This window comes from Rhodococcus sp. BP-241, from assembly GCF_019836145.1.
Lineage (GTDB): Bacteria > Actinomycetota > Actinomycetes > Mycobacteriales > Mycobacteriaceae > Rhodococcoides.
Map to the genome: position 1 here is coordinate 404,214 of NZ_JABUEI010000001.1, position 26,344 is coordinate 430,557.

The 26,344-nt window shown below is 68.3% G+C and carries 25 protein-coding genes; 11 read left to right on the plus strand and 14 right to left on the minus strand.

Annotated elements, in window-relative coordinates:
• Positions 1-9: 9 nt before the first annotated feature.
• Together HQ308_RS01850 and HQ308_RS01855 are read left to right on the plus strand one after the other, a co-directional pair.
• Positions 10-2,508, plus strand: a complete 2,499-nt coding sequence (locus HQ308_RS01850) for an RNA helicase (protein ID WP_222645295.1) — start codon at positions 10-12, stop codon at positions 2,506-2,508.
• A 10-nt stretch (positions 2,509-2,518) separates the two neighbouring features.
• Complete coding sequence (locus HQ308_RS01855; RefSeq protein WP_222645296.1) at positions 2,519-3,199, plus strand: PhzF family phenazine biosynthesis protein; 681 nt, start codon at positions 2,519-2,521, stop codon at positions 3,197-3,199.
• Here HQ308_RS01855 and HQ308_RS01860 read toward each other — a convergent pair.
• A complete protein-coding gene (locus tag HQ308_RS01860) occupies positions 3,196-3,888 on the minus strand; it encodes a hypothetical protein (protein WP_222645297.1) in 693 nt (230 codons plus the stop codon). The two genes, HQ308_RS01855 and HQ308_RS01860, sit on opposite strands and share 4 nt — an antisense overlap.
• Positions 3,889-3,925: 37 nt before the next feature.
• Between HQ308_RS01860 and HQ308_RS01865 the strand changes: the two genes are divergently transcribed.
• Positions 3,926-4,117 (plus strand): hypothetical protein, encoded by a 192-nt coding sequence (locus tag HQ308_RS01865; RefSeq protein ID WP_037185345.1) that lies wholly within the window; start codon positions 3,926-3,928, stop codon positions 4,115-4,117.
• A 17-nt stretch (positions 4,118-4,134) separates the two neighbouring features.
• Here the strand turns inward: HQ308_RS01865 and HQ308_RS01870 are convergent, their stop codons facing one another.
• Together HQ308_RS01870 and HQ308_RS01875 are read right to left on the minus strand one after the other, a co-directional pair.
• Positions 4,135-4,986, minus strand: a complete 852-nt coding sequence (locus HQ308_RS01870; protein WP_261775623.1) for an SDR family NAD(P)-dependent oxidoreductase — start codon at positions 4,984-4,986, stop codon at positions 4,135-4,137.
• On the minus strand, positions 4,983-5,564 hold the full coding sequence (locus tag HQ308_RS01875) for a dihydrofolate reductase family protein (protein WP_222645298.1): 582 nt from the start codon (positions 5,562-5,564) through the stop codon (positions 4,983-4,985). The genes HQ308_RS01870 and HQ308_RS01875 overlap by 4 nt, the downstream gene beginning before the upstream one ends.
• Before the next feature lie 281 nt (positions 5,565-5,845).
• Between HQ308_RS01875 and zapE the strand changes: the two genes are divergently transcribed.
• Complete coding sequence (zapE, locus tag HQ308_RS01880; RefSeq protein ID WP_222645299.1) at positions 5,846-6,841, plus strand: cell division protein ZapE; 996 nt, start codon at positions 5,846-5,848, stop codon at positions 6,839-6,841.
• 74 nt (positions 6,842-6,915) lie between these two features.
• Here zapE and HQ308_RS01885 read toward each other — a convergent pair whose 3' ends face one another.
• The 4 genes from HQ308_RS01885 to HQ308_RS01900 are packed head-to-tail and all read right to left on the minus strand — an operon-like array spanning position 6,916 to position 9,497.
• A complete protein-coding gene (locus HQ308_RS01885) occupies positions 6,916-7,257 on the minus strand; it encodes a hypothetical protein (protein ID WP_222645300.1) in 342 nt (113 codons plus the stop codon).
• Positions 7,258-7,262: 5 nt separating this feature from the next.
• Positions 7,263-8,468, minus strand: coding sequence for an aspartate aminotransferase family protein (locus HQ308_RS01890; RefSeq protein WP_222637809.1), 1,206 nt, complete (start codon positions 8,466-8,468; stop codon positions 7,263-7,265).
• A gap of 57 nt (positions 8,469-8,525) precedes the next feature.
• Positions 8,526-9,182: a Pr6Pr family membrane protein gene (locus tag HQ308_RS01895; protein ID WP_222637646.1), complete on the minus strand. Its 657-nt coding sequence runs from the start codon at positions 9,180-9,182 to the stop codon at positions 8,526-8,528.
• Positions 9,183-9,230: 48 nt separating this feature from the next.
• Entirely contained in the window at positions 9,231-9,497 is a 267-nt protein-coding gene (locus HQ308_RS01900) for a helix-turn-helix domain-containing protein (protein WP_222645301.1), read from the minus strand.
• Positions 9,498-9,576: 79 nt separating this feature from the next.
• Between HQ308_RS01900 and map the strand changes: the two genes are divergently transcribed.
• Both map and hrpA read left to right on the plus strand, forming a co-directional pair.
• Complete coding sequence (gene map / locus HQ308_RS01905; protein WP_222645302.1) at positions 9,577-10,344, plus strand: type I methionyl aminopeptidase; 768 nt, start codon at positions 9,577-9,579, stop codon at positions 10,342-10,344.
• A 20-nt stretch (positions 10,345-10,364) separates the two neighbouring features.
• Positions 10,365-14,291 carry an ATP-dependent RNA helicase HrpA gene (gene hrpA, locus HQ308_RS01910; RefSeq protein WP_222645303.1) on the plus strand — a complete coding sequence of 1,309 codons (3,927 nt, stop codon included), beginning with the start codon at positions 10,365-10,367 and terminating at the stop codon, positions 14,289-14,291.
• Between the two features lies 1 nt (position 14,292).
• On the opposite strand, the gene nrdR is transcribed toward hrpA, so the two are convergent.
• Together nrdR and HQ308_RS01920 are read right to left on the minus strand one after the other, a co-directional pair.
• On the minus strand, positions 14,293-14,790 hold the full coding sequence (gene nrdR, locus HQ308_RS01915) for a transcriptional regulator NrdR (RefSeq protein WP_027505147.1): 498 nt from the start codon (positions 14,788-14,790) through the stop codon (positions 14,293-14,295).
• 112 nt (positions 14,791-14,902) lie between these two features.
• Positions 14,903-15,319 carry a hypothetical protein gene (locus HQ308_RS01920; protein WP_027505146.1) on the minus strand — a complete coding sequence of 139 codons (417 nt, stop codon included), beginning with the start codon at positions 15,317-15,319 and terminating at the stop codon, positions 14,903-14,905.
• A gap of 263 nt (positions 15,320-15,582) precedes the next feature.
• On the opposite strand from HQ308_RS01920, the gene lexA reads away from it, so the two are divergent.
• The gene (gene lexA / locus HQ308_RS01925; protein WP_222645304.1) at positions 15,583-16,365 is read left to right on the plus strand and encodes a transcriptional repressor LexA; all 783 of its coding nucleotides are present in this window, start codon (positions 15,583-15,585) and stop codon (positions 16,363-16,365) included.
• Positions 16,366-16,426: 61 nt separating this feature from the next.
• Here lexA and HQ308_RS01930 read toward each other — a convergent pair whose 3' ends face one another.
• Positions 16,427-17,569: an acyl-CoA dehydrogenase family protein gene (locus HQ308_RS01930; protein WP_222645305.1), complete on the minus strand. Its 1,143-nt coding sequence runs from the start codon at positions 17,567-17,569 to the stop codon at positions 16,427-16,429.
• Between the two features lie 149 nt (positions 17,570-17,718).
• Here HQ308_RS01930 and HQ308_RS01935 point away from each other — a divergent pair, with 149 nt between their 5' ends.
• Positions 17,719-18,024, plus strand: a complete 306-nt coding sequence (locus HQ308_RS01935) for a hypothetical protein (RefSeq protein ID WP_261775625.1) — start codon at positions 17,719-17,721, stop codon at positions 18,022-18,024.
• A gap of 54 nt (positions 18,025-18,078) precedes the next feature.
• Here the strand turns inward: HQ308_RS01935 and HQ308_RS01940 are convergent, their stop codons facing one another.
• The 4 genes from HQ308_RS01940 to HQ308_RS01955 form a co-directional block, all read right to left on the minus strand.
• Positions 18,079-18,702: a YigZ family protein gene (locus HQ308_RS01940; RefSeq protein WP_222645306.1), complete on the minus strand. Its 624-nt coding sequence runs from the start codon at positions 18,700-18,702 to the stop codon at positions 18,079-18,081.
• 9 nt (positions 18,703-18,711) lie between these two features.
• Entirely contained in the window at positions 18,712-19,146 is a 435-nt protein-coding gene (locus HQ308_RS01945; protein WP_222637649.1) for a hypothetical protein, read from the minus strand.
• Between the two features lie 23 nt (positions 19,147-19,169).
• Positions 19,170-20,453 (minus strand): uracil-xanthine permease family protein, encoded by a 1,284-nt coding sequence (locus HQ308_RS01950; RefSeq protein WP_222645307.1) that lies wholly within the window; start codon positions 20,451-20,453, stop codon positions 19,170-19,172.
• Positions 20,454-20,570: 117 nt separating this feature from the next.
• On the minus strand, positions 20,571-22,265 hold the full coding sequence (locus HQ308_RS01955) for a phosphoenolpyruvate--protein phosphotransferase (RefSeq protein ID WP_222645308.1): 1,695 nt from the start codon (positions 22,263-22,265) through the stop codon (positions 20,571-20,573).
• Between the two features lie 181 nt (positions 22,266-22,446).
• Between HQ308_RS01955 and HQ308_RS01960 the strand changes: the two genes are divergently transcribed.
• The 3 genes from HQ308_RS01960 to HQ308_RS01970 are packed head-to-tail and all read left to right on the plus strand — an operon-like array spanning position 22,447 to position 26,281.
• Positions 22,447-23,214 (plus strand): DeoR/GlpR family DNA-binding transcription regulator, encoded by a 768-nt coding sequence (locus HQ308_RS01960; RefSeq protein ID WP_027505139.1) that lies wholly within the window; start codon positions 22,447-22,449, stop codon positions 23,212-23,214.
• Positions 23,211-24,194 carry a 1-phosphofructokinase family hexose kinase gene (locus tag HQ308_RS01965; RefSeq protein WP_222645309.1) on the plus strand — a complete coding sequence of 328 codons (984 nt, stop codon included), beginning with the start codon at positions 23,211-23,213 and terminating at the stop codon, positions 24,192-24,194. The genes HQ308_RS01960 and HQ308_RS01965 overlap by 4 nt, the downstream gene beginning before the upstream one ends.
• 50 nt (positions 24,195-24,244) lie before the next feature.
• Positions 24,245-26,281 (plus strand): fructose-specific PTS transporter subunit EIIC, encoded by a 2,037-nt coding sequence (locus HQ308_RS01970; protein WP_056444900.1) that lies wholly within the window; start codon positions 24,245-24,247, stop codon positions 26,279-26,281.
• Positions 26,282-26,344 lie beyond the last annotated feature (63 nt).

The following is a 26,344-nucleotide window of genomic DNA, read 5'->3' on the forward strand; positions in this document are numbered from 1 at the left end:
CCTGTAGTGATGCTGCTGACCGAGATGGTTCCTGACTCCGCGTCGGCCGACGATCTGTACGACGCGTTCACCACCTGGGTCTCCGACCGTGGACTCGAGCTGTATCCGCTGCAGGACGAGGCCGTCATCGAGTTGGTCTCCGGCAACAACGTCGTGCTCGCCACCCCCACGGGGTCGGGAAAGTCGATGGTGGCCATCGCCGCTCACTTCGCCGCGTACGCGGCCGGCATCCGATCGTTCTACACGGCGCCGATCAAGGCGCTCGTCAGCGAGAAGTTCTTCGCACTGTGCGAGATCTTCGGTGCGGACAAGGTCGGCATGGTCACGGGCGACGCCTCGGTCAATGCGTCGGCACCCATCATCTGTGCGACAGCGGAGATCGTCGCCAACATGGCACTGCGGGAGGGGCCGGACTCGTCCATCGGCCAGGTGATCATGGACGAGTTCCACTACTATTCCGAGCCCGATCGCGGCTGGGCGTGGCAGGTGCCGCTCATCGAACTCCCCCACGCCCAGTTCCTGCTGATGTCCGCCACTCTCGGCGACGTCTCCTTCTTCCGCGACGACCTGACCCGCCGGACCGGACGGGTCACCACCGTCGTCGAGGGCTCCGAACGCCCTGTGCCGCTGATGTTCTCCTACCGACTCACACCCGTCGTCGAGACCATCGAGGAACTCGTCTCCACGCACCTCGCACCCGTCTACGTCGTGCACTTCACGCAGGCCTCCGCACTCGAACGGGCTCAGGCGCTCACCTCGATCACCGTCGCCTCCAAGGAGACCCGTGCGGCCATCGCCGAGGCCATCGGTGGGTTCCGGTTCACCACCGGATTCGGTAAGACGTTGTCCCGCTTAGTCCGTCACGGCATCGGCGTGCACCACGCGGGCATGCTGCCGCGCTACCGGCGGCTCGTCGAGAAGCTGGCGCAGGAGGGTCTGCTCGCCGTGATCTGCGGAACGGACACTCTCGGCGTCGGAATCAACGTGCCCATCCGCACCGTGCTGCTCACCGGACTGACGAAGTACGACGGTGTTCGCACGCGCCAGTTGCGCGCCCGCGAGTTCCATCAGATCGCCGGTCGCGCAGGCAGAGCAGGGTACGACACCCTGGGTACCGTCATGGTGCAGGCACCCGAGCACGAGGTGGAGAACGCCCGGTTGGTGGCCAAGGCCGGAGACGATCCCAAGAAGCTCAAGCGGATCCAGCGCAAGAAAGCACCGGACGGGTTCGTCTCGTGGGGCAAGCCCAGTTTCGAGAGGCTCGTGGCGGCGAGCCCCGAGCCGCTGACGTCGAAATTCACCGTCAACAACTCGATGTTGCTCAACGTCATCGCCCGCCCGGGCAGTTGTTTCGACGCGATGCGGCATCTGCTCGAGGACAACCACGAGACCCGAGCGAACCAACGGCGGCACATTCTCCAGGCGGTGCGGTTGTACCGGGGTCTTCGCGATGCGGGCATCGTCGAGCAGCTTCCCGAGCCCGACGAGGACGGTCGCACCGCACGGCTCACCGTCGACCTGCAGCGCGATTTCGCTCTCAATCAGCCGCTGTCGCCGTTCGCCCTCGCGTCGTTCGAGCTGCTCGACCAGGAGTCGCCGTCCTACGCGCTCGACGTGGTGTCCGTCATCGAGGCCACCCTGGACGACCCCCGCCAGATCCTGATGGCCCAACAACACGCGGCGCGCGGCGAGGCGGTGGCGCAGATGAAGGCGGACGGTCTCGAGTACGAGGAGCGTATGGAGCTGCTCGAGGAGGTCACGTGGCCCAAGCCGCTGGCCGATCTTCTGGGCCCCGCCTTCGAGATCTACCGCGGTGGGCACCCCTGGCTGTCCGAGTTCGGCCTCTCCCCCAAGTCCGTGGTGCGCGACATGATCGAGAAGTCGATGACGTTCACGGAGCTGATCTCACACTACGGTCTCTCCCGCTCGGAGGGCTCCGTGCTGCGGTACCTCGCCGACGCGTATCGCGCTTTGCGACAGACGGTTCCACCGGAGGCGCGGACCGAGGACGTCCAGGACATCACCGAATGGCTCGGCGAGACCGTGCGCCAGGTCGACTCCAGCCTTCTCGACGAGTGGGAGAACCTCACCGATCCGACGTTCGAGGAGGACGGCACACCCGTCGTCGCGTACGGAGCCGACACACCGAAACCCATCTCTGCGAACCCCCGAGCGTTCCGAATCATGGTGCGCAACGCCCTGTTCCGACGCGTCGAGCTGGCGTCCCGTCGTCGCTGGGACCTCCTCGAGGAGCTGGGCGACGAGGTCGACTGGCAGGACGAGCTCGAGCCCTACTTCGAGGAGTACGGCGAGATCGGCATGACGCCCGCCGCCCGCGGACCGCACCTGTTCTCGTTCGTCCAGACCCGCGAGGAGACCACTGCGCGTCAGGTTCTCGACGATCCGGACGGCGACCACGGCTGGTCGCTGGACGCGACGGTGGACGTCGAGGAGTCCGACGCCCTCGCCGAGATCGTGTTCGACGACATCACCGTCACCGCAGGCTGAGAGGAAGACCATGTCATTCGACGTCCATGTCGTGCGGGTGTTCACCGACGACCAGGGTCGATGGGGCAACCCCCTCGGCATCGTCGACGCTGCGTCCGTTGCCCCGTCGGATCGCCAGTCCGTGGCGCACGACCTGCAGTACAGCGAGACGGTGTTCGTCGATGTTCCCGAGAGCCCTGTCGACTCCGCCGTCCTCCGCATCCACACGCCCGCCGTCGAGTTGCCGTTCGCCGGGCACCCCACCGTGGGCACAGCAGCATGGCTGGCCGGCCGCGGAACTCCGGTGGAGACGTTGCTCGTCCCCGCGGGCGAGGTTGCCGTCCGAGTCGCCGGCGACACCACCTACGTCCGTGCACGGCCCGAATGGGCACCACACTTCGAGTTCCGTCAGGTCCGGGGCGCCGACGACGTTCTGGCCGTGGACCCCGCCGAGTTCACCACGGGCCATCACTACGTCTGGGCATGGGTGGACGAGGAGCGCGGGGCGATCAGGTCACGCATGTTCGCCCCCGACATGGGCGTCCCCGAGGACGAAGCCACGGGCTCGGCCGCCGTCCGCGTCACTGAGCTCCTGGGTCGAGATCTGAGCATCGTCCAGGGCCGCGGGTCGGTGCTGTCGACCACGTTGTCCGACGACGGGTGGGTGGAGCTCGGCGGGCGCGTGGTGGCGGACGAGTCGCGGACTCTCTAGTCCAGCACGACCGCGATCTCACGCCCCAGCTCGACGCCCTCCGCCAAGGGAAGGTGATCGCCGCTCCAGAACCGGCCGGGGTCGTACCAGTTCGCGCGGCGCCGCGGTGGCCTCAGGCCCACCTTGTCGAAGGGCTTCAGCGGCGTCGGTGACTCTCGTGGATCGAGCAGACCCATCGCCTCGTACGTCAGGGCCACCACCTCCGCGCAGTAGGCGGTCTCGAGTCGACGGTCGTCCTTGGCCGAGACCGCTGGGAGCCGCCCCGCGAACCATCTACCCGCCAGCTTCGCGGTGGTCGGGAATGCGGTGCCGTCGAGTCGCGCGATGGTCCGCATCAGCTCGTCTTCTTGTTCACGCGTGATCGGCGACTGCAGTTGCCGGAACCAGCATTTCTGGTCATAGCGCTCGCCCCAGTGAGTGACGGCGTCGCGTAGGTCGTGCAGCTGCACGCCGCGCTGATGGCGCCCGGTCCACATGTCGGGCAGTGACTGGCCCAACTCGGCATGCCACATCAAGGGCGGCAGGTCGTCGAGGACCACGGCCATGCCCACGTGATTCACCGGGCTGTTCGTCAGCGTCTGGATCGCACGATCCGCCGCCGACCGGCCGCGGAAGATCCAGAGATCGCCTGTCCGCGTGGTCTCCACGGCGGTGGCGAGGTTGACTGAGGACACTCCTTCGACGCTCATCGACGCCGAGCCTAGTTCGTGGCGCTAGCCTTCATGAATGGCTGCACGATCCCGAAAGATCTCCGTGCGCGGTCTGCTGAAGGTCGCAGGTCTCGCCGGCGCCGTCGGCGTGGCAGCGTCCGGCGTCCTCGTCGCCCGCAACGAGCGTCAGCGTCGTCAGTACGAACCGGACGAGGTGCGCGAGCGGTTGCACCAGCGGCTGGCCGTGGCCACGTCCACGAAGCGCTAGCGTTCGATCGTCACCTCCTAACTGCTCGGAGTGGTGATCGAGCGCGCGAGCGCAGTCGCGGGAAACCGCTCGTCGCGCCGGTAGTCCCGCAGTCGGCGCGCGAGCGCCTCGGCAACCTGTCCGGGCGCGTCATCGCCCACCAGCAGTCGCAGCCTGTCGTCGCCCGGGCTGCGGACATGGTCGACGATCGCCGCCGCAGCATCCGCGGGCGCCGTCCCACCGCCCGTCCCCTCCCTCGGCCACGGCACGTCGGGGGTGCCGAACACCGCGGTCCGCAGATCGTCGTAGTCGGGAGACGGAGCGCTGAATCGCATGCTTCCCGTGCCCCACTGGGTGTCGACCGCGCCGAGCTCCGCGATGCTCACGCGAATCCCGAAGTCCGTCACCTCTGCTGCCATCGCCTCACTGAAGGCTTCGAGCGCCCACTTCGACGCGGCGTACAGGCCCAGGGTGGGCATCGTGCCGACGGCTCCGACGGTCGATATCTGCACGATGTGGCCGGACCGCCGAGGCCGCATGACCTCGACGGCCGCCTGACTGAGCCAGAGCGCACCGAAGAAGTTCGTGTCGACGATGTCGCGGGCCTCCTGCTCCGTCGTCTCCTCGATGGCACCCACCGCCCCGTGACCCGCGTTGTCGACCAGTACGTCGAGGCGGCCGAACTTCTCCACGACGGAAGAGACGACCGCCCGCGCCGCGCCGCGATCGCGCACGTCCAGGTAATCGACGACGAGTCGCTCGTGAGCGGGAAGGTCCGCCTCGCCCCTCACGGTCGCGATCACGGTGTCCCCCACATCGAGTACACGGTCCACCAGCGCGCGACCGAGCCCTCGACTCGCACCGGTGATCAGCCACACCCGGCCGCTCATGATCCGACCCCCGCTCGACGGGTGTACTCGGCGATGACGACACCGGAGTCGAACGCCCGCAGTCGGGTGCGCTCGAACGATCGATCGGCGTACCGAGCACCGGCGAACAAGCGCACACCGTCTCCGAGAACAACCGGGTTGATCTTCAGGACGAGTCGGTCGATCCGGTCGACGAGGTCACCCGCCAGCGCTCCCCCACCCGCCAGCCAGATTCCGGCGCCGTCTTCCTCACGGAGCTCGCGGACGGTGGCGACGGGGTCCGCGGTGACCGTCACGTCCGGCGACACCGTCTGCCGGTGCCGAGAAGCCACGAACTGCCGCAGGTGCGGGTAGGGGCTGACGATCCCCACGTCCAGGGCCGCGGAGTATGTCGTCCACCCCATGATCACCGTGTCGAACATCGTTGCGTCCGAATGGATCCCGAGCGCATCCTGCACGTGTCCGGGAAGTGTGTCCGCGAACTCGTCGACCAGCACGTCCATATGGTCGCCCTCGTCGAGGAACGCGCTCCAGGTGCCGTCGGGAGCCGCGATGAATCCGTCGAGACTCGTGGCGACGTAGTAGGTCAGTTCTCGCATGGTCGAACCCCTCTCGGTCGGCCCTTGCACGGTAGGTGGTCGACCAGCGAGCGCGCGACCCCATTTTCGTGGCTGCAGTCGGGGCGCGCCTGACGCCACATGATTGCGACACATTCTGCGGATCGGTGGACATCGTGACGATCGTGTGGCAGAAAGCGCACAGAGGGGTTGAGTAGCCGCCGATGCCGAGGTTCGATGCCCGGATGGCTGTCATGACACGGCGGTGACCGCGTGGCAGAGGACACGTACCGCGCGCGGCCCGGGTTTCGTACCGTCGAACGATGTGGCGACGACGCGTGCGCGGGCCTCTCGTACCCGAGGGAACGCTGGCCGCAGCAGCGGCGACGCAAGGGCTTGTTCTCGACACGTCTCAGCTCGAGGCCGCAACCCGTCTCGAAACCATGGCCGGCCAGGGGATCTACCTCTGGGGTCCGCCCGGTCGGGGCAAGAGCTGGCTGATGGACACCTTCCTCGCGGAGGCACGCACCAGCCGGACGACGAGGACACACTGTCACCGCTTCTTCACCGACCTGCACGCCGAGCTGAACCTGCGCGCTCACGACCTCGACGCCGCGCTCGATCACATGCTCGGTGATGCGGAACTGGTGTGCTTCGACGAGTTCCACGTCCATGACCCGGCGGACGGCATCTTCGTCGACCGACTGCTCGACGCGTTGTTCCGGCGGCCCGTCAGAGTGATCCTGACGTCGAACTACCCTCCGCGACGGCTGCTTCCGAACCCTCTGTTCCACAGCATGTTCGAGCCCACCATCCACCGCATCGAGCAGAAACTGGCGATCGTGCACGTCGACGGCCCGATCGACTATCGCACCCTGGACCTCGACACACCGCGCAGCGGGTTCGCCGCGGGACGGTGGATGACGGGGGACCGATTCTCCGATCGGCGAGAACCAGGTGACGGAGACGCGGCCTCACTCTCGATCGGGGTACGTACGGTCGTCGCTCGAGCTGTGCGTCCGGACCTGGTGTGGTTCACGTTCGACGCTCTGTGCGCGCGACCCACCGCACCGTCCGACTTCCTCGAGCTCGCGGACCGATTTCCTCGGTGGGTCATCAGCGAGGTACCGGGACCCGACCGCCTCGGACGAGACGCCGCCCATCGGTTCGGCAGCCTCGTCGACGTGCTCTACGACGCGTCGATACGCACCGATTTTCTCGCGGAGGTTCCACTCGGACAATTCCTCCGGAGCCGGCATCTTCCGGTCGATGCCGAACGTATGGCGAGTCGCCTGAGCCAGTTGCAGACAACCCCGTGAGCAGCCGTCCCGCGGATCGAATCGGTTCCCGCTGATGCTGCAGCATCCACCACTCCCGATGACGTCCGCGGCAACTACGGCGACTCCACCAACTCCGGCCCCGCGGGGAAGTCGAGCACGTATTCCTCGCCCACGTCCCCCACAGCATCGGACGCGGCGGTCGTCAGGACGATGCGGTGGTCGTCCAGAGATCGGATGCGCACTGTGCGCCCCTCGAACAGGAACCTGTTCATGAGGAACCGGAGGCCGCGGCGCTCCACCGCTTCTTCCGCATCGGGCCACTCCGACACCGCCGACAGTGGTCGGCCCAGTCGATCGATGGGGATCAGATCCGGTGTCGCCGTCTGCATGTCGATCCACCCGATCACCTCGCCGTCCTCGCGGGCGTGCGGGATCCAGTGATCGGGCACTGCCACGACGCTCAGCTCACCGTGGCGTCCAGCGCCCGCGCGGTGGCGGACGCCATCTGTTCGACCTGCTCGTCGGTCATGACGAACGCCGGCGAGAACTGGATCGCGCCGTTGCCGGCCGCTCGCGCGGAGACACCTTCGCGGCGCAGAGTCTTGACGAACGGCATCGCGTAGGACGGATCGGCGAACTGCACCGCGGCGACGACACCCATCCCACTGCGGACCTCGCTGACCAGGTCGTGCGAGGCCAGGGGTGAGAGATGCCGGTGCAGCGTGGCTTCGAGGCGCGACGCGTGCGTCAGCAGGTCCTCCTTCTCGATGATGTCGAGGTTGGCCATGGCCGCGGCAGCGGCGCCGGCGTGCCCGCCGTACGTGTAGCCGTGGCGCCACCAGGCGCCGCCCTCGTAGAACGGCTCGGCGACGCGCGGGGCGACGAAGACCGCACCCATCGGCACGTAGCCCGACGTCAGACCCTTCGCGGTGCACATCATGTCGGGCTCGAGGCCCAGCTTCGACGACGCGAACCACGCTCCGCCGATACGACCGAATCCGGTCACCACCTCGTCGGCCACGAACAGGATGTCGTGGTCGCGGCAGATCTGACGCACCTCGTGCAGGTAGCCCTCGGGCGGCAGGTAGACCCCGCCGGCACCGATGATCGGCTCGGCGAAGAACGCGGCGATGGTGTCCGCGCCCTCCTTCTCGATCAGTTCGAGCAGCGCCTTGCCCTCGTCCCACGCGACCGTCCGCGCGTCCGTCATCAGCTCGCCGTAGTTCTCCCGGTTCAGCGGGAGTCCGGACAGTGCGGTGCCGGCGACGTGCATGCCGTGGTACGCCTTCTGGCGGCCGACGACGACGGTCTTGCCGGGCTTGCCCATCTGGTGCCAGTAACGCCGGGCCAGCTTGGCAGCGGTGTCGATCGAGTCGGAGCCGCCCGAGGTGAAGAAGATCTTGCTGCCCGCGACGGGCGCGATCGCTGCGAGGCGGTCGGCGAGTTCCAGCGTCACGTCGGGAACGACGTCGCCGAACGTCGAGTAGTGCGCGAGCGTGGACAGCTGCCGCGCCACGGCGTCCGCGATGGCGGTGCGGCCGTGACCCACGTTCGTGAACCACAGACCCGCGGTGCCGTCGAGATACTCGGTGCCGGCCGTGTCCCAGATGCGCGCGCCCTCACCTCGGGCGACGACGAATCGGCCGCCGGACTCGACGGTGTGCATGTCGGCGAAGCCGTGCCAGAACGCGGAGGACGTGTGCTGGGGAGTGGTCACGAGAGGTCAGCCTAGGCCACTCGTGGCGTGCTTCCGCGACCGGCGGGACGCCGCTAGTTCGCCCACTCTGTCGACCGCCAGGGCGATGAGCAGGAACGCCACGACCAGGACGGCGAGCCCGATCGCGAGGGGGCCGTACCCCCGCTCCCGCGGGTCCAGGAACGGATACGGGTACCACTCGACGATGGGCCCGCGGATCAGGCTGTAGACCCCGTAGACCACGGGAAAGACCAACCACAGCACCGGCCCGCTCTCCGCGCTGCGACGACGTGGTGGCGCCAGGATCCAGTCGAGAACGATGAGGACGGGCACGATGCGGTGCAGCACCGAGTTGGTCCACGCGTCCTGGATCTGCACGTCGACGTTCGACAGCAACACCGCGTACACGATCCCGGTGATCACCATGTAGGTCGTGGCCGCCCCGCGAAGCCTGTCGAAGGTCTCGGAGCGGGGATCGACGACCCCGCCGATCACGAAGACCACGACGGCCAGCACGTTGCTCAGCACGGTGAAGTAGCTGAAGAAGTTGGCTAGCGAGAATCCGGGGACGTCCGCGGACCGGACGGGGATCCAGATCAGGGCGGCCAGCCCGAGCAGCGCGGCGACGACTCGGAGAACGCGCAGCGCGACAGGGGTGGCGACGCGATCGTCCGGCGGAGTCATGGAGCGATCCTCACACGAGCGCGGTCCTCGGCGCCGAGCAACGAAGCACTAGAGCGCGACGCGATGCTCCCTGTCGCCCTGCCATGCGTCCACCGCGTCGGAGACCGGCAGTCCCAGTGCCGCACAGATCTGCAGCACGGTCCCGAAGCTGGGGCTCGCGATCCGACCCACCTCGATCTTGCGGAGCGTCTCGGGTGAGATCCGGGCGTCACGGGCGACGATCTCGGGGTCTCGTCCCGCTCGTGCGGCGCGCAGGACGGCGCCGAGGCGACGACCGGCCTCGACCTGCTCGGGACTCAGGGGAATGCGGACCACGAGGTCAGCATAGCGGTATTCCTGTACCGGTCTGCTACCGTTCGTTGGTATTGAAATACCGACAGGAAGCGATGGACGGATGATCGAGCTCAAGGGCCCTGCCGAGATCGACAAGATGGCGGTGACCGGCGCGTTCGTGGCCGAGACACTGACGACGCTGTCGGAGCAGGCGCAGCCCGGCGTGAACCTGATGGATCTCGAGCATCACTGCCGCGACCTCGTCGCCACCCGCGGCGCGGTGTCCTGCTACTGGGACTACGCCCCCGAGTTCGGCAGCGGGCCGTTCCGCAACGTCATCTGCCTGTCGGTCAACGACCGTGTACTGCACGGCCTCCCGTTCGACCACACGCTCGCCGCAGGGGACGTCCTCAGCCTGGACTTCGCTGTCTCCATCGACGGATGGGTCGCCGACTCGGCGCTGACCGTCGTCGTCGGCGACAACCCTGATCCCGCGGACGTCGAACTGATCCAGAGCACGCAGCGCGCACTGGATGCCGGCATCGCCGCGGCCGTCGTCGGTGGGCGACTCGGGGACATCTCGGCGGCGATCGAGAACGTCGCGCGGGAGACCGGAAAGCAGGTCAACACCGATTTCGGTGGTCACGGCCTGGGCCGGACGATGCACGAGGACCCGCACGTGGCCAACGCCGGCCGTGCGGGATCGGGATTGACACTCCGGGCCGGCATGACACTCGCGTTGGAACCCTGGTGGTCCCGCGGGACGGCGAAGCTCGTCATGGACCCGGACGGATGGACCCTCCGGTCGGCCGACGGATCCATGACCGCCCATTCCGAGCACACCATCGCGATCACGGACGACGGGCCACGCATCCTGACGCAGCGGTGACGGATAAACTGGCGTGAGCCATGTCGACATCTGCTCCCCCGTCCTCCGGACCCACCCGCCGCGACCTCACGGCCCGCCTGTCCGACCTCACCTTCCGTGACGCGCACAGGCTGCGCCGTCGGCTCGACCGCAGCCGCAAGCCCGCCGAACTCGCATCGATCGCTGCCGACATCGGCCGCGCCGAAGCCACGATCGCGGCTCGTCGAGCCTCCGTTCCCACGATCACGTATCCCGAGGCACTGCCGGTGTCCGCCCGCAAGGACGACATCGCAGCCGCCATCGCGGAGAACCAGGTCGTCATCGTCGCGGGCGAGACCGGCTCGGGCAAGACGACACAGATTCCCAAGATCTGCCTCGAGCTCGGTCGCGGCGTCCAGGGCGTCATCGGACACACACAGCCCCGGCGACTGGCCGCCAGGACGGTCGCGGAACGTATCGCCGACGAACTAGGGCAGGAGATCGGCGACGCCGTCGGTTACACGGTGCGCTTCACCGACCACTCCAGCGACAACACCCTCGTCAAGCTGATGACGGACGGCATCCTGCTCGCCGAGATCCAGCGGGATCGGCTGCTGCGTCGGTACGACACGATCATCATCGACGAGGCGCACGAGCGCAGCCTCAACATCGACTTCATCCTGGGCTATCTCGCCCGGTTGCTCCCCCAGCGTCCCGGTCTGAAGGTCATCGTCACCTCGGCCACCATCGACCCTGGCCGCTTCGCGCACCACTTCGCGGTGAACGGGGTCGACGCGCCGATCGTCGAGGTGTCGGGCCGGACGTTCCCCGTCGAGGTCCGGTATCGGCCGCTCACGGTCGAGAACGGCGAGCAGACCATCGAACTCGACCCGGTCGACGCCACGTGCGACGCCGTCGAGGAACTGCTCACCGAACCGGAGGGCGATGTCCTCGTGTTCCTGTCGGGCGAGCGCGAGATCCGCGACACCGCCGATGCTCTGAAGGATCGCCGACTGCGCAACGTCGAGATTCTTCCGCTCTACGCCCGGCTGTCGGCAGCCGAGCAGCACCGCGTCTTCACCGGCCACACCGGTCGACGAGTCGTGTTGTCCACCAACGTCGCCGAGACGTCGCTCACCGTGCCCGGCATCCGGTACGTCGTCGACCCCGGAACCGCGCGCATCTCGCGGTACTCGCTGCGCACCAAGGTGCAGCGTCTGCCGATCGAACCCATCTCGCAGGCGTCGGCCCGCCAGCGTGCCGGCCGGTGCGGTCGCGTCGCGGACGGCATCTGCATCCGGCTGTACTCGGAGGAGGACTTCGAGGCCCGCGCCGAGTACACGGATCCCGAGATCCTGCGCACGAACCTCGCATCGGTGATCCTGCAGATGGCCTCGCTGGGACTGGGCCGCATCGACGCGTTCCCGTTCGTCCAGGCACCGGACCCGCGCAGCATCCGTGACGGCCTGGGCCTGCTCGACGAACTCGGGGCGCTCGAGTCGCAGGGCGAGGACGGGCCCGTGCTCACCTCGCTCGGCAAGGAGCTCGCCGGCCTCCCGGTCGACCCGCGCATGGCGCGCATGCTGGTCGAGGCCAACCGCAACGGATGCCTGCGGGAAGTTCTCGTCATCGTCTCGGCGCTCTCGATCCAGGACGTGCGCGAGCGGCCCGCGGAGCATCAGCAGGCCGCCGACGAGATGCACAAGCGTTTCGTGGTGGAGGGTTCGGACTTTCTCGCACTGTGGCAACTGTGGACGTATCTGGGAGACCAGCGCCGAGAGCTGTCCTCCAACCAGTTCCGACGCATGTGCCGATCGGAATTCCTGCATTACCTGCGCATCCGCGAATGGCAGGACCTGCACGGTCAGCTGCGCCAGATCATGCGCGGCCTGGGCTGGACCATGCCTGACGCGGGCGACTCCTCGGAGCCGAACCATGCCGTGATCCACCAGGCACTGCTGCCGGGCCTGTTGTCGCACATCGGTCTTCGTGAGGGCGACAAGAAGGATTTCCTCGGAGCACGTGGGTCGACCTTCGCCGTCTTCCCCGGTTCGAGCCTGTTCCGCAAGCCGCCGCGCTGGATCATGGCGGCCGAACTCGTGGAGACCAGCAGACTCTGGGCCCGGATGGCTGCGCGCATCGAACCCGAATGGGCCGAGAAGCTGGCCCCGCACCTGATCAAACGCCAGTACTCGGAGCCGCACTGGTCGACGAAGCGCGAAGTCGCGATGGCCTACGAACGCGTCACGCTGTACGGCATTCCTCTCGCCGCCCGCCGGCCCGTCACCTTCAGCGGTATCGATGCCGAGGTGTCTCGCGACTTGTTCATCCGCCACGCTCTCGTACAGGGCGAGTGGCGGACGCACCACCGCTTCTTCCACGCGAACCAAGAGATGCGCAGCGACGCCGAGGAACTGGAGTCGCGCGCCCGCCGACGCGACATCGTCGTCGACGACGACACCCTCTTCGCCTTCTACGACGAGCGTGTACCTGAGACCGTGGTGTCGGCCCGTCACTTCGACCGGTGGTGGAAGAAGGCGTCCCGCACGACGCCGGACCTGCTCGACTTCGACCGCGCCACCGTCGTCAACCCGGACGCCGCCGCGGTCGTCGAGGGCGACTACCCCGACGCCTGGCGTCAGGGCGAGGCGCAGTTCCCCCTGACCTACCAGTTCGAGCCGGGCAAGGAGGACGACGGCGTCACCATCACCATTCCCATCGCCCTCCTCCCCCGCGTCGCCGACGTCGGATTCGATTGGCTCGTCCCCGGCATGCGCGTCGAGTTGGTGACGGCCCTGATCAAGACTCTTCCGAAGGAGTTGCGCCGCAACGTCGTCCCAGCGCCCGACCACGCGGTGGCCGCCGTCGCGGCGATGCGACCGAGGACGGAACCACTACTGGTCGCACTGTCGCGTGAACTCACCCGCATGGGCGCCGTGCCGATCGCACCGTCGGATTTCGACCCGTCCGCGCTGCCCCGCCACCTGAAGATGACGTTCGTGGTGGTCGACGATCGCGGCCGTCGACTGGACAAGGACACGTCCCTCTCCGCCTTGCGCACCCGACTCGGTGCTGCCGCGGCCGCTGCGGTCGGCGTCGCCGCCAAGGACTCGGAGAAGGCCCCGGTGACACGGTGGACGTCCGAGACCATCGGCACACTCGAGCCCACCGTCACCCGAACGGTCAACTCGCAGAAGGTGACCGGGTATCCCGCCCTGGTTCCCGAGAAGGGCGGGGTCGCCGTTCGTGTCCTGGGCACCGCCGCCGAGCAGCGAGCAGCGATGCGCGAGGGCACCCGACGCCTCCTGCTCGACGCCATCCCATTGTCGACGAAGAACCTGCTCACCGGACGCTCCCCGGCTCAGCGGCTCGCGCTGGGGCAGAATCCGCACGGAAGCATCGAGGCGTTCGTCGAGGACTGCCGCACCCTCGCGGCCGACGAGCTCATGATGAAGCACGGCGGCCCGGTGTCCACGCCCGAGGCGTATGCAGTGCTGGAGAAGGCGGTCCGGGGCGAGCTCGCCGGCCGGACGGCCGCGGTGCTCCGGGTGGCGGAACCATCTCTCGGTGCCGCGACGAGGGTCCGCCTCGCACTCGACGACGCGACGGGTGATGCCGCGGACGACGTGCGCCAGCAGCTCGACGGGCTGATCTTCCCCGGATACGTCTTCGAGACCGGCGAAGCGCACCTGCCACATCTTCCGCGCTACCTCGAGGCGGCCGAGCGCCGACTTCGCGCATTCCCGTCCAGCGCTCGCCGCGACGCGGCGGGGATGGACGTGCTGGACCGCGTCTATGCGGACTACGACGCCCTGCTCGGGTCGGTACCGGACTCGGTGGGCCGCAGCGATGCCGTGCGGGAGATCGCCTGGATGATCGAGGAGCTGAGGGTCAACCTGTTCGCTCAGACCCTGGGAACGCTGTACCCGGTGAGCGAGAAGCGGGTGCGCAAGGCCATCGACGACGTCCGACGTGCGGTGCGGCGCTGACTCACCGCTGAGCGGCGGGCTCCGCGTCCTGGGCGGGGGCGGCATCGTGCTCGGCGCGGTGGCGACGAAGGTCCTCGATCTCGCGCTCGAAGTCGTCCGCACTGCTGAACGAGCGGTAGACGGAGGCGAATCGGAGGTATGCCACCTCGTCGAGATCGCGCAGTGGCCCGAGGATGGCGAGCCCTACCTCGTTGCTGGGGATCTCGGCCGATCCGGAAGCCCGCACCGTGTCCTCGACCTGCTGGGCGAGGAGGACGAGCGCGTCGTTGTCGACCTGGCGGCCCTGGCAGGCCCGACGGACTCCCTTGACCACCTTCTCGCGACTGAACGGCTCGCTCACGCCACTGCGTTTCACGACGGAGAGCACTGCTGTCTCCACCGTGGTGAAGCGTCGACCGCACTCGGGGCAGGAACGACGCCGCCGGATCGCCTGGCCCTCTTCCGCTTCACGCGAATCGACGACGCGCGAGTCGGGGTGACGGCAGAACGGGCAGTGCATCGGACAGAGACCCCTCGATGGCTCGGGCGTTTCCCGAGCGCCACGGCGGCTCTCGGTGTGTCCAGCGTACCGGGACGGCCTTCCGCGGCCCCGGGGGCGTGTCCGGCCGGTGTCAGCGTCCGGAGACGACGCCCATCTCCACCTGCTCCGAGATGGACGGCTGTGCCGGAACGTCGGCGGAGCGCATGTTCGCCAACCCCACCAGCCCCAAAACGGACACTGCTGTGATCAGCGCCACAGCGATGGGCGTCGCGAATCCGTGTCCCCGACGAGTGCGGTGTTCGACCTGCGAGACACCGTTCGAGCGGCGACGGTAGTCGACAGTGCCGCCGTCGGGGCGGCGGGAGTCGCGCGGAGCGGGGCTGCGGCGGACCGTGGTGCGCTCACGCACGTCGGTCGTCGTGGACCCGGCCGCGCGGTCGGCCACACCCCAGTAGGAATCGTCGTCGCAGGTCCAGCGCGTGCGGACGGGTGCATGCATGTCGATGGAACGTGCGGTGCCGACAGTCAGCAGGTCACTTCGAGTCATTGCAACCACTCCTCGTGGATAGCCGGTGGCCGTCCGCGTCGCCGATGCACCGAGGTGTTCGAACAACACATTCGCCCACGCGTTCGAATGAACGCATGTTCGATGTATAGCAGTCCGGTCCGACAAAGTGCATCGAACACGCGACACGCTTCGAACAGGTGTTTGATCCGAGTCCCGTTTCGGTTTAGGTTCGACACACGCACAACGGACGTGACACCAGCACCACCTGCCCCACGTCCACTGCTACCGATGGAGGTATCTCGATGAAGGACGACAGCTCATCCGGCACGGTCGGCGGGCGCGCGTCAGCGACCGGCTCGGCCACGACCGCCGACACCGAGTCCGGTCTCACCGAACGTCAGCGGCGAGTGCTCGAGGTGATCCGTGCGTCGGTCGTCGAACGCGGCTATCCGCCGAGCATCCGGGAGATCGGTGACGCCGTCGGATTGACGTCCACCTCGTCGGTCGCGCATCAACTGCGCACCCTCGAACGCAAGGGGTTCCTGCGCCGCGACCCCAACCGTCCCCGCGCCGTCGACGTGCGTCTGCCGGGCGAGAACGGGCGCCCCGAAGAGGTCTCTGCCGTCGCGCAGGACGATCTCGTCGCCACGGACACCACGAATCACCTCGACAGCGCGGACACACCGTCGTCGGACGACGATCGCCTGCCCGCACCGACCTTCGTCCCCGTCCTGGGACGTATCGCCGCGGGTGGTCCGATTCTCGCGGAGCAGGCCGTCGAGGACGTGTTCCCGCTTCCGCGCGAGCTCGTCGGGTCCGGCTCGCTGTTCCTTCTCCGCGTCGTCGGTGAGTCGATGATCGACGCCGCCATCTGCGACGGTGACTGGGTGGTCGTGCGTCAGCAGAACGTGGCCGACAACGGGGACATCGTCGCCGCCATGATCGACGGAGAGGCCACCGTCAAGACGTTCAAGCGGACTGGTGGGGACGTCTGGCTGCTACCCCACAACGACCTGTTCGAGCCCATTCCCGGGAACGACGCCGTGGTGCTGGGCAAGGTCGTCACCGTGATGCGCAAGCTCTGATTCCGGACACACGAACGCCGGCGCTGGATGTCCAGCGCCGGCGTCGTCGTGTTCGAGGTTCCTACAGGTCCAGACCGCGACCGATGATCTCCTTCATGATCTCCGTCGTGCCGCCGTAGATGGTCTGCACGCGGGAGTCCATGTACGCCTTGGCGATCGGGTACTCCTTCATGTAGCCGTAGCCACCGTGCAGCTGCAGGCACCGGTCGATGAGCTTGACCTGGTTCTCGGTGGTCCACCACTTCGCCATGGCGGCTTCCTGGACCGACAGCTCGTTCGCGTTGAGCTGCTCGATGTACTTGTCCACCATGATGCGGACGGCAGTCGTCTCGGTCGCGCACTCCGCCAGCACGAATCGCGTGTTCTGGAACTTGCCGATCGGCTTGCCGAACGCCTTGCGGTCCTTGCAGTACTGGATCGTCATCGCGAGCGCGGACTCCATCGCGGCAGCCGCGACGACGGCGATCGACAGGCGCTCCTGCGGCAGGTTCTGCATCAGGTAGATGAAGCCCATACCCTCCTGACCGAGCATGTTGGCGGCAGGGATGCGGACGTCGGTGAAGCTGAGCTCCGCGGTGTCCTGCGCCTTCATACCGATCTTGTCGAGGTTGCGGCCGCGCTCGAAGCCCGGCATGTCGCGCTCGACGACGAACAGGCTGAAGCCCTGCGCGCCCTTCTCCGGATCGGTGCACGCCACCACGATGACGATGTCGGCGTTGATGCCGTTGGTGATGAACGTCTTGGAGCCGTTGAGCACCCAGTCGTCACCGTCACGGACGGCCTTGGTCTTGATGCCCTGCAGGTCACTGCCCGTGCCCGGCTCGGTCATCGCGATCGCGGTGATCAGCTCGCCGGAGCAGAACCCGGGCAACCAGCGCTGCTTCTGCTCGTCGTTGGTCAGCTCGATCAGGTAGGGAGCGACGACGTCGTTGTGCAGCGTGAACCCGATGCCGCTGTACCCACCGGCCGTGGTCTCCTCGGTGACGATGGCGTTGTAGCGGAAGTCCTTGACTCCGCCGCCGCCGAGCTCCTCCGGCACTGCCATGCCCAGGAAGCCCTGCTTACCGGCCTCGACCCAGACACCTCTGTCGACGATGTTCTGCGTCTCCCACTCCGCGTGATGCGGCGCGACGTGCTGCTCGAGAAACTTCTTGTACGAGCTGCGGAACAGGTCGTGCTCGGGCTCGAACAACGTGCGCTTCATGATTCTCCTCGTCGTGCGTACGGCGGATCTGTCTCGAGCCTAGAACCAGGTACGAGCGGGGTCGATGACCAGTGCGAGCACGTTCGGTGACCTCGGCGTCAGCCGATATCACCTGGCCCGTCCGCAATCGGCTCCGTAACCTCTGCGCGATGCCTTCTCACTTCCATGTCTCGTCGTCACGTAACCGCAACTCGATCTCGCGGTTCGGGCTGGACTGGCAGCGCATGGGTGCGGCACGGGGCATCGCAGGCAGCAATGAGCCCGAGCAGCAGGGATGCTTTCTGGCGCGAGACGAGTGGGAGTGTGACTGGTTCGTCCGGATGAACAACACCGGCGGGCCGGTCGATGTCTGGGAAGTGGCAGGTATCCGTTCCTCCGATCTCGTCGAGTCGCCTCACCACTACTTCTACTACCCCGGCGTGATTCCGCCCGCGCAGCTGACACGGCGTCACTGACTCGAATCCTGTGTGCTGAGCCGCGGTATCCGCGGCTCAGCGCACCCAGCCGCCCTAGAGCTCGAGCACCCATCGGTGCCCGACGCGCTCGGCCACCACACCGCCGCTGGTCGCGGACGCGAGGACACCGTCGATCCGGTCGCCGTCACCGATCACCCGGAGCCGCACGTCGGATCCGTAGGCGACGTCGTCGACGGCGAATCCGTGCACTCGCAGAACGCCCTCCACCCGACCGGAATCAGCATGGGACAAGCTCATCTCGAGAACGTCGACTCGCGCGAGTTCGCCCACCTCCACGCGGTCGAGCGCCGCACTCACCGCGCCCGAGTAGGCGCGCACCAAGCCACCGGCGCCGAGCTTGACGCCCCCGAACCACCGACTGACGACGGCCACCACATCGACGAGGTCGCGGCCGGTCAGCACGCCGAGCATCGGAACACCTGCCGTACCGCCAGGTTCGCCGTCGTCCGATGCGCGCTGACGACGGTGCTCCTGATCTGCGCCGACGACGAAAGCCCAACAGTGGTGGCCCGCATCGGGGAACTCTGCCGACACCGCAGCGACCACGTCGAGCGCCTCGGACTCGGTGTGGACGGTGACCACGCGGGCGAGGAACCGGCTCCGCTCGATCACCGTTTCCGCATCGACGTGTCGGGTCGAGACGAGGGCATGCGGCACGGAGCCAGCCTAGACGCGGCGATTGTGCCGAGCCTGCAGGACGAGGGGCGGCAGAACCCAGGCGACGATTGCCAGAGTCACCCACCAGTACTGACCCGGCACGCCGTTCAGAGCGAAGCCGACGACGACCACCGCCGAACCACTGGCACTCCGCAGCAGGTCGACGTCACGGCGACGCACCGCGGGGCCGCGCAACCAGGAGATGCGCTGGTCGCCGCTCTCGCGCACGGTCCGCCTCGTCGACGCAACGGCGAGAACCACAGCAACGATCAGGGCAACAGCCGCAACGGCCGCACGAGCAACAGAGTTCGGCAGCGCGAAGGTCGCCACGACGATTGCAACCCAGACGACGCCGATCAGCGGAACCTTCCACGCCGGCGTCGACGGCCACTCGTCCGGCGCGAGGCGCACGGGTCGCATCGGGTCGAGGTGTGGGTGGCTCACCGCTTCAGCGTGGCACAGACCGCTCAGTCTCGTCGCCGCTCCGACAGCGCGCGCAGCACCGGGTACGCGACCAGGATGCCGACCGAGCCCCACACGATGCCGCCGAGTTCGACGGATCCGATGGTCAGCGTCAAGTCACCGACACCGGCGACGAGGGCGGCCGCCGCGACCATCAGGTTGAGCGGCCTGGTGAAGTCGATCCCCGCTTCCTGCCAGATCCGCACGCCGAGAAGGCCGATGAGACCGTAGAGCACGAGCGTCGCGCCGCCGATGACACCGCTCGGGACCGTGAAGATCAGCGCGCCGAACTTCGGGGAGAACGAGAGCACCAGCGCCGTGGCGGCGGCGACCCAGTAGGCAGCGGTGGAGTACACGCGGGTGGCGGCCATGACGCCGATGTTCTCCGCGTAGGTCGTGGTGCCCGAACCACCACCGGCACCGGCGAGGACGGTCGCCGCGCCGTCCGCCATGAGGGCGTCACCGGCGACGTCGTCGAGGGACCGACCCGTCATCGCCGCGACCGCCTTCACGTGACCGACGTTCTCGGCGACGAGCACCACGACGACGGGCAGTGCGACGAGCACGACGGACAGCTGGAACGAAGGGCCCGTGAACTCGGGCAGTCCGATCCACGACGCGCTACCGAGTGCGTCGACGCGTGCGGGATCGAGAGCACCGGTGACGGCAGCGAACACCCATCCCACGACGACGCCGACGAGGATGCCGAGGCGGCCGATCAGCCCCGGCACCGCGACGGTGACCAGCAGGACCGCCACGAGGGTCACGGTCGCGACGAGCGGCTGAGCCTCGTACGAGGTCGCGGCGGTGGACGCGAGATTCAGGCCGATGAGCGCCACGATCGCGCCGGTCACGAGCGGCGGCATGACGGCGTCGAGGACGCGGCTCCCCGCCAACCGGACGAGCAGGCCGACCAGGAACAACACCACGCCCACCACGAGCACCGCGCCGAGCTGCGCAGCGGGACCGTCGCCCGCCGTCGCCGCCAAGGGTGCGATGAAGGCGAAGGACGAGCCCAGGTAGCTCGGGATCCGGCCGCGCGTGGCCAACAGGAAGATCGCGGTACCCAGACCGGAGAAGAACAGCGTCGTCGTGACCGGGAACCCGGTGATGGTCGGCACCAGCAGAGTGGCACCGAACATCGCGACGACATGCTGCATCCCGATCCCGATCGTGCGTGGCCACGAGAGCCGTTCGTCGGGAGCGACGACCGCGTCGGGCGCCACGGTGCGACCGTCACCGTGGACGGACCAGCGAGGGAAGAACTGCCTGGATCGAGTTGTCGTCACGGCGGAAATGATGTCATGCGGGAAGGCCGGAGGCCGGTCGGCAGGTCACCGGGAAGGCCGGAGGCCGGTCGGCAGGTCACCGGGAAGGCCGGAGGGCGGTCGGAGGGCGGGAGCGCATCACCCGAGCAGGCCGGCGGCAACCTCGCGTGCTTCGGCCGGGCTGGAAGTGGACAGCACGGCCTCGGCCGCGGCCTTGCACTGCTCGAGGGTCACGGTGCCGAGCTTCGCGCCGACACCGGCCACGGCGGCCGACGCGGCCGAGAGGGACGTGACGCCGAAGCCGACGAGGACACAGGCCAACAACGGGTCCGCGGCGGCCTCTCCGCAGACTCCGACAGGCTTGTTCACCGCTGCGCCGGCCTTCGCCGCGTGGGCGACGAGCGTCAGGACGGCGGGCTGCCACGGATCGGTCAGTGCGGCCAGGTCGGCGGACATGCGGTCGGCCGCCATCGTGTACTGCGCGAGGTCGTTGGTTCCGATGGACAGGAAGTCGACGTGATCGAGGATCCGGTCCGCGAGCAGCGCCGCGGCGGGCACCTCGATCATGACGCCGGGGGTGAGCCCGCGTTCCCGCACGTCGGCGGCGAAGGCCTGCGCCTCGGCGGACGTGGCGATCATCGGGGCCATCACCCACGGGGACGACTCGGTCGAGGCCGCTGCGGCCGCGATGGCGTCGAGCTGGCGGTGCAGGATGCCGCGATTGCCCTCGGCGATACGGATGCCGCGCACTCCGAGGGCCGGGTTGGCCTCGTCGGCGTGGTTCGCGAAGCGCAGCGGCTTGTCCGAGCCGGCGTCGAGCGTGCGGACGACCACCTTGGTGCCCTCGAACGCGGTGAGCACCTCGGCGTAGATCGAGGCCTGCTCGTCGACGGTGGGCTCGACGTCGCGGTCGAGGAAGCTGAGTTCGGTGCGGAAGAGTCCGACGCCGTCGGCCGCGGTCGACCGGGCTGCGCGAGCGCCGGCGCCGTCCTGCACGTTCGCGAGGATGTCGACACGGTGACCGTCGGACGTCCGGCCCGGCCCGCTCCAGTCGGCGACCTCGGCGAGGTGGGTGGCCGATTCCTCGACCGCGGAGCGTGCCGTGGACGGATCGGGCTCGATCTCGATGCGGCCGGTGGTGCCGTCCACCATGACGAGCGTCCCGGCGGGGACGTCGTCGAGGCCCGTCGCCGCGACGATGCACGGGATGCCGAGCTGACGGGCGATGATCGCGGTGTGGCTGGTGGGTCCACCGAGCGAGGTCGCGAGGCCGACGACCAGCGTGGCGTCGAGTCCCGCGGTGTCGGCGGGTGCGAGGTCCTCCGCCAGGAGAACCGAGGGCTCCGACGGGGTGGGCACGCCGGGCTCCGGGAGATCGGACAGCTCGGCGATCACGCGGTCGCAGATGTCCATGAGGTCGGTGATGCGCTCGGCCATGCGTCCGCCGAGCTTGGCGAACATGGCGACGAACTGGTCCGTCGCGGTGACGGCGGCGTACGCGGCGTCGGAACCCTTGCCGATGGCCTTGACGCCGGCGCCGATCCACCCGCGGTCCTCGGCCATCGCGGCGTTGGCGGCGAGCACCTCGGACGCGGAGCCGGTTGCCAGTGCGGCACGGGCCTGCAGACGTCGACCGACCTCGGCCGCCGCGGCGCGGAAGCGCTCCTTCTCCGCATCTCGCGCGTCCTCGGCGATCTCGACGGCCGTGTCGGGACGTGAGGGGCGCGGCGCCGGGCGGATCGCGGGGCCGTAGCCGACGCCGGGCACCACCGGCGTGCCCTGCACCGCGTGGGCCGTCGGCTGTGCCTCGTTCACGGTGAGCGATCCCGTCATCTGCTTCCTCCTGCTGCGCGGTGGTGCGGGGGCATCTCGCCTACCCGCTGTGCATCGCGTCTCCCACGATGGCTCTTGTGACTCAGATTACTCGAACCTCTTGACATGTCAACAGAGACGGGCGTAAAACAACATAAACCAACAGTGAAACAACGGATCGCACGGAGGGGCGGTGAACACGATGTACGCGGAAGAGCGGCAGAACGCCATCGCCGGCCTCATCGGACAGCGCGGTCGCGTCTCCGTCGCCGACCTGGCCGACACGTTCGGTGTCACCACCGAGACCGTGCGCCGTGACCTGGCCTCGCTCGACCGTATGGGCGTCGTGCGCCGAGTCCACGGTGGCGCAGTGCCCGCCACGTCGGTCACCGCGGTGGAGCCAGGGATGGCCGAGCGCGAACACACCCGCGCGAAGGAGAAGGACCGCATCGCCGCTGCCGCCCTCGCCTACCTGCCTGCACCCGGCGGATCCATCGCGCTCGATGCCGGCACCACCACCGGTCGCCTCGCCGCGCTGATCCCCGTCGAGTCGGATCTGACGGTGGTGACCAACTCGCTTCCCATCGCGACGCGTCTCGCCGCGGTTCCGTCCCTCGATCTCCACCTGCTCGGTGGCCGCGTCCGCGGTGTCACGCAGGCGACCGTCGGCGAGGACACCCTGCGAGTGCTCGGGACCGTGCGTGTCGACGTGACGTTCATGGGCACCAACGCGATCAGCGTCGGCCACGGTCTCTCGACTCCCGACACCGACGAGGCCGCCGTCAAGCGCGCGATGGTGAGCGCGGCGGACCGCGTGATCGTCGTCGCGGACTCGGCCAAGATCGGCCTGCAGTTCTTCATGTCCTTCGCCGCACTCGACTGTGTGGACGTCCTCGTCACCGACGACGGCATCACCGACACCGACTGCACCCGTCTGCAGCAACACGGATTGGAGGTGGTGGTCGCATGATCCTCACCCTGACGGCCAACCCCAGCATGGATCGCACGGTCTCCCTCGACGTGCCGTTGGTGCGCGGATCGGTGCATCGCAGCGCACTGACCACGACGGAGCCCGGCGGCAAGGGGGTCAACGTCGCACGCGTCGTCACCTCCGCCGGACGGACCGCCACAGCGGTGCTCCCGTGCAGCGGTTCCGATCCGCTGCTCAGCGCGCTCGGCACCCTCGGAGTCCGGTACCACGCCGTACCCACGTCGGGTGTCGCGCGCACGAACCTGACCATCAGCGAGTCCGACGGCACGACGACCAAGATCAACGAGCCCGGGGCCGGACTCGCGCCCGAGACGGTCGACGCCCTGATGGCGTCGGTCCTGGAACTCGCGCAGCGCGCCGACTGGGTCGTCCTGTCCGGATCGATCCCGCCCGGAATCGACGCCACCTGGTACGGCCGCCTCGTCACCGCGCTGCACGAGGTGTCGGCCAAGGTCGCGGTGGACACCTCCGACGATCCGCTCTCGGCACTCGCCGCCGGCTTCCCGGCGACGGCACCCGATCTGATCAAGCCGAACGCGGAAGAACTCGCGCACCTCACCGGCCACGACGGCGCCATGCTCGAAGCCAGTGCCGCACAGGGTGACCCGTATCCCACGGTCGAGGCCGCGCGCGTTCTCCTCGACCGCGGAGTGGCTGCCGTCCTGGCGACACTCGGTGGGTCCGGGGCCGTCCTGGTCACCGCGACAGGGTCGTGGTTCGCCACCCCTCCCCCGATCACCCCGCGAAGCACCGTCGGCGCGGGCGACTCGTCGTTGGCCGGATACATCCTGGCCGATCTCGACGGCGAGGACGGTGCCGGTCGACTCGCCCGGGCCGTCGCCTACGGATCCGCAGCCGCCGCCCTACCGGGCACCCGGTTGCCGACGCCGTCCGACGTCGACGTCACTGCCGTCCCCGTCCACACCCTCGACTCGTCACCCGCCGTACCCCAGTCCTGAAAACCCCAGTCCTGATCCCCCAGCTCCACTCCACTCCCAGAGGAAACGACATGTCCAGTCCCACCACGGCTCACGATGCCAAGCCCGGCATCATCGCCGAGGACCTCATCCTGCTCGACGCCGATCTCGGCTCGACGAAGGACGATGTCATCGCCCGCCTCGCTCGCGTCCTCACCGACGCGGGCCGTGCATCGGATGCCGACGCCCTGCGCGACGCCGCGATGGCTCGTGAGGCGCAGTCGGCCACCGGCCTGCCCGGCGGCATCGCGATTCCACACTGCCGCTCCGCCGCGGTCACGACGGCATCGCTCGGATTCGCTCGCCTGAACCCGAAGGTCGAGTTCGGCGCACCCGACGGCGACGCGGACCTGGTCTTCCTCATCGCCGCACCGGAGGGCGCCGGCGCGGAGCACATGAAGCTGCTGTCCTCGCTCGCACGCGCGCTGGTCAAGCCCGCATTCGTGACGTCGCTGCGCGAGGCGGCCACCCCCGCCGACGTCGTCGCACTGGTCGAGGGCGTTCTGGCCCCCAAGCCTCCGAAGGCTGCGACTCCCGTCACGACCACGAAGACCGCTCCTCCCGCTCCGACCGCCACGGCGGACGCTGCCAAGCACATCGTCGCCATCACCGCGTGCCCCACCGGCATCGCCCACACCTACATGGCCGCCGACTCCCTCAAGGACGCCGGCGACCGTGCGGGCGTCACCGTGCACGTCGAGACGCAGGGCTCGAGCGGCTCCACGGCACTGGACCCGGCGCTCATCGCGTCGGCCGAGGCCGTCATCTTCGCGACCGACGTGGGCGTCAAGGGCCGCGAGCGCTTCGCGGGCAAGCCCGTCATCGAGTCCGGCGTCAAGCGCGCGATCAACGAGCCCGACAAGATGGTTGCCGAGGCTCTGCGCGCCGGCGGTGACCCGAACGCCGCACGCGTCTCCGGTACCGCACCGGGAGCGTCCGCTGCGGCCGCTGCCGGTGGACTCGGCTGGGGCACCCGGTTGCGCCAGATCCTCCTGACCGGTGTCAGTTACATGATCCCGTTCGTCGCGGCCGGTGGACTCCTCATCGCCCTCGGCTTCCTTCTCGGTGGATACGAGATCAAGGGTGTCGCCGAGGACATCATGACCAACAACAGCCTCACCAACCTGCCCGACGGCGGGCTCCGCATCTTCATCGGCGCGGTGCTGTTCCAGCTCGGCGGCCTGGCCTTCGGCTTCCTCGTCCCGGCCCTGTCCGGTTACATCGCCTTCGCCATCGCGGACCGTCCCGGTCTGGCTCCCGGCTTCACCGCCGGTGCGGTGGCCCTGTTCGTCGGTGCCGGCTTCATCGGTGGCCTCGTCGGTGGCCTCATCGCCGGCTTCGTGGCGCTGTGGATCAGCCGGATCGCGGTGCCGCCGTGGCTCCGTGGCCTGATGCCCGTCGTCATCATCCCGCTGGGTGCGACCCTCGTCGTCGGCGGTCTGATGTTCCTCGTGCTGGGTCGCCCGCTCGCTGCCATCACTACCGGCCTGACCAACTTCCTCAACGGCCTCTCGGGCTCGTCGGTCATCATCCTCGGCATCATCCTGGGCCTCATGATGTGCTTCGACCTTGGTGGACCGGTGAACAAGGCCGCCTACGCCTTCGCCACCGCCGGGCTCAGCGTCGACAACGAGGCATCGCTGCGCATCATGGCCGCCGTCATGGCTGCCGGTATGGTTCCCCCGCTCGCCATGGCACTCTCGTCGACTCTGCGACCGAAGCTCTACAGCGAGGCAGAGCGCGAGAACGGCAAGGCTGCATGGCTTCTCGGAGCTGCGTTCATCTCCGAGGGTGCGATCCCGTTCGCCGCGACCGACCCTCTGCGCGTCATCCCCTCGATGATGGCCGGCGGCGCTGTGACCGGCGCCCTGATCATGTCCTTCGGGACGACGCTCAGCGCGCCCCACGGCGGACTGCTGGTGTTCTTCGCGATGAACAACTTCTTCCTGTTCCTGCTGGCTCTGGCGATCGGCACCGTGGTCTCCGCGGCGCTCATCACCGCCGCCAAGCAGTTCGCCGGCAAGAAGCCTGCGGAGATCGTCGACGAACCCGTCGCCGTCGCAGCCTGACACCCACGTCACCACCCCCACAGCTGGCAGTATCGACACCAGCACTCACCTGACGAAGAAGGA